Origin of the sequence: Protofrankia symbiont of Coriaria myrtifolia, assembly GCF_900634755.1 — a bacterium.
Taxonomy (GTDB): Bacteria; Actinomycetota; Actinomycetes; order Frankiales; family Frankiaceae; genus Protofrankia; species Protofrankia coriariae.
In genome coordinates, this window is the sequence record NZ_CAAAFS010000105.1 from 1 (window position 1) to 2,407 (window position 2,407).

Consider the following 2,407-nt stretch of genomic DNA (forward strand, 5'->3'; position numbering starts at 1 on the left):
GTGGAGGAGGGCGCGGATCGTGGGGGTGGTCGAGCTGATCGCCCGGTCCAGCACGGTCGCCGGGGCCGGGTCGTGCCGGGTGTGATGGTGGCCGGCGGCGTGGACTGGCAGGAACGCCAGCAGCCCGGAGACACACCACCACAACCGCGGCCGGCCCGCGCCCTCCTGCCGCCGCGCGGCCGCCGGGCGCGGTTGGGGTGGCCGGTGGGGGTGGCGGTGATCGCGTCCCGGCCGGCGATGATCGCGGCGTCGAGGTCCGCTATCTCCCCGACCCGCTCAAACCGGGCCTGCAGGGCAAGGCCGAGGTTGGACAGGTAGCCGGCGCGGTTGGGGTGGCCGGTGGGGGTGGCGGTGATCGCGTCCCGGCCGGCGACGATCGCGGCGTCCAGGTCCGCCATCTCCCCGACCCGCCCAAACCGGGCCCGCAGGGCGGCGCCGAGGTTGGACAGCCGCCCGGCGCGGTTGGGGTGGTTGGTGGGGGTGGCCGCCAGTGTCTGGGTGAGCAGATCTATTGCCTCGTTCAGCTGACCTGGATCACCGTTCTGCCAGGTGGCTTGTAACAAAGCGGCTGCTCGAGCCGCCCATGCCTGCGGATCATCAGTGGCATTTCGGCTGGAGGAGGTCTGGGGCTGGGTGGGGGGCTGTTCAGGACGTGCTCGTAGCCGCGCCAGCAGACGTTTCCGCACGATCCCGCGCCCCCGTGGTTTCCGTGCCATCTGACGATGGCGGCGGTCCTCTCACGCAGAGGATATGAACACCGCTGTCGCGGCATATGCCCGGGGCGGTCCTCGCTTCCGGAATCGGGGGATTTCCGGGAGTCGGGGGAGGCACCGCTCAGCGGAAGATACGGAATGCCGGGGAGCGGACGGCGTCTGCGGGGACGCGGGGGTGGACGGGGGCGGCGAGTTCGAACCACACGTGTTTGCCGGGGCTGTCGTTGGCGGATCTGTCCACACCCCACTCGCTGGCGAGCGCCGCCACCAGATGCATGCCGCGGCCGGACTCGTCGTCGTCACATACGGTCCGTAGCACCGGGTGGGTGCTGCTGCCGTCGCCGACCGCTATCCGCACCCGGTCCTTCTGCGCGACGACCTGGACGTGCAGCGGATCGTCCGACCTTGTATAACGGACGGCGTTGGTGACGACCTCGCTGACCAGCAGGCGGGCGACCTCGGCGTCCTCCTCGCGGCCCCAGGTCGACAGCAGTTCGTTGACCAGGCGTCTGGCACGCCCGGCGGCGCGGGCGTTGGCGGGAAGATCGAAGCGTGCGGTAAGAGCTTCGGCCACGCCTCAACCCTCCACGGGTAACCGCCGACGGCCGTACCGTCGAACATCGCCTTGGGCCCGTCGCCGTCGTCGCGTTCATGCCACATGCCGTCTGCATTCAAACCTTGCAGACACCGACCTGTCACGGACTGTCGGGCTACTCGGCGGGCCCCGAACCGCCCCGTACGCACGACCGGTTGGCCCGCGTCCGGCGAGACACCGACAGTACGATCATGCTTTTCCTGTGCTGCCGGGGGGTTTCGGCGAGATCAGATCACGTCGATGCCGTCGAGGATGTTGCCGTAGCCGGGCCAGCGGGCGCCGCTGCCGTCACTGATCGTGTCGTCCTGGGCTGAGGCGCGAGGCGGTCTCCCCGGGCGTTCGGCCTGCGGCCCCCGGGCGTTCGGCGGGGCGCCCGGATCGCCGCCGGGATGTGACGCGGTGGCGTACGGCTGGCGTGCCGGGTCCGGCCCCGGATGCGGCCGGCCTGCCGAGCGGGTGGGCGGAATACCCATCGGCCCGGAGATCAACGGCGCGGGACGGGCCGTGGGGATGGCCGCTTCCCTGGGCGGGTACGCCGACGGCTGGTCACCGGCTCCCGGCCCCGGCCCCGGCACGAGCGGCCAGGGCTGCGGGTCGCGCACCGGCGGCTGCCGGAACGGCTCGGCGGGCCGCTGCCGTGCCGGCAGCGGGCCCGTCGCCGGCTGCTGACCATCCGGCCGCGGTGCGGAAGGCGGGGCGGGCGGGGTGCCTGACGGCATCTGCCGCCCGTCCGGTGTGGGCGTGACGTCGGTCGGGCGCGGCGGCTGTGGCCTTCGCGGCGGCTGTGGCGGCTGCGGCGGCTGTGCTCTCTGCGCCGTCTGGGGTGCCTGGGGCGGTTGCGGTATGCGGTGCGCGCCGGTTGACAGCGAGGCGGTGGAGGACGGGATCCATCCGGTGGGGTTGCCGGGGGTCGCCGAGACCGGGTAGGCGCCTGTGCCCGGCCCACCTGGGCCTGTTCCGAGCGGCCCCGTGCCCGGGCCGCTCGGGCCCGTGGCGGACGTCGGAGCCGCCGGCAGCGGGGGAATCGGCCCGCTGACCCGCGGCATGCCGGAGAACGGCGGGAGGGATCCGGGGGGTGCGGGTGGAAGCGGTGCGGGCG

At 73.2% G+C, this 2,407-nt stretch carries 2 protein-coding genes and 1 pseudogene; all 3 read right to left on the minus strand.

Going from position 1 to position 2,407, the window contains the following annotated elements:
* Positions 1-563, minus strand: a pseudogene (locus CM1CMNOD_RS05895) (hypothetical protein); the annotation flags it as partial.
* A 271-nt stretch (positions 564-834) separates the two neighbouring features.
* Positions 835-1,287, minus strand: a complete 453-nt coding sequence (locus tag CM1CMNOD_RS05900) for an ATP-binding protein (protein ID WP_013872764.1) — start codon at positions 1,285-1,287, stop codon at positions 835-837.
* 248 nt (positions 1,288-1,535) lie between these two features.
* On the minus strand, positions 1,536-2,027 hold the full coding sequence (locus CM1CMNOD_RS05905; protein WP_131773879.1) for a hypothetical protein: 492 nt from the start codon (positions 2,025-2,027) through the stop codon (positions 1,536-1,538).
* Positions 2,028-2,407: the final 380 nt, after the last annotated feature.

What these genes read in the sequence shown, in the direction of transcription:
- CM1CMNOD_RS05905 (WP_131773879.1), bottom strand. Translation starts at nt 2,027, where the DNA reads ATGCCGTCAGGCACCCCGCCCGCCCCGCCTTCCGCACCGCGGCCGGAT.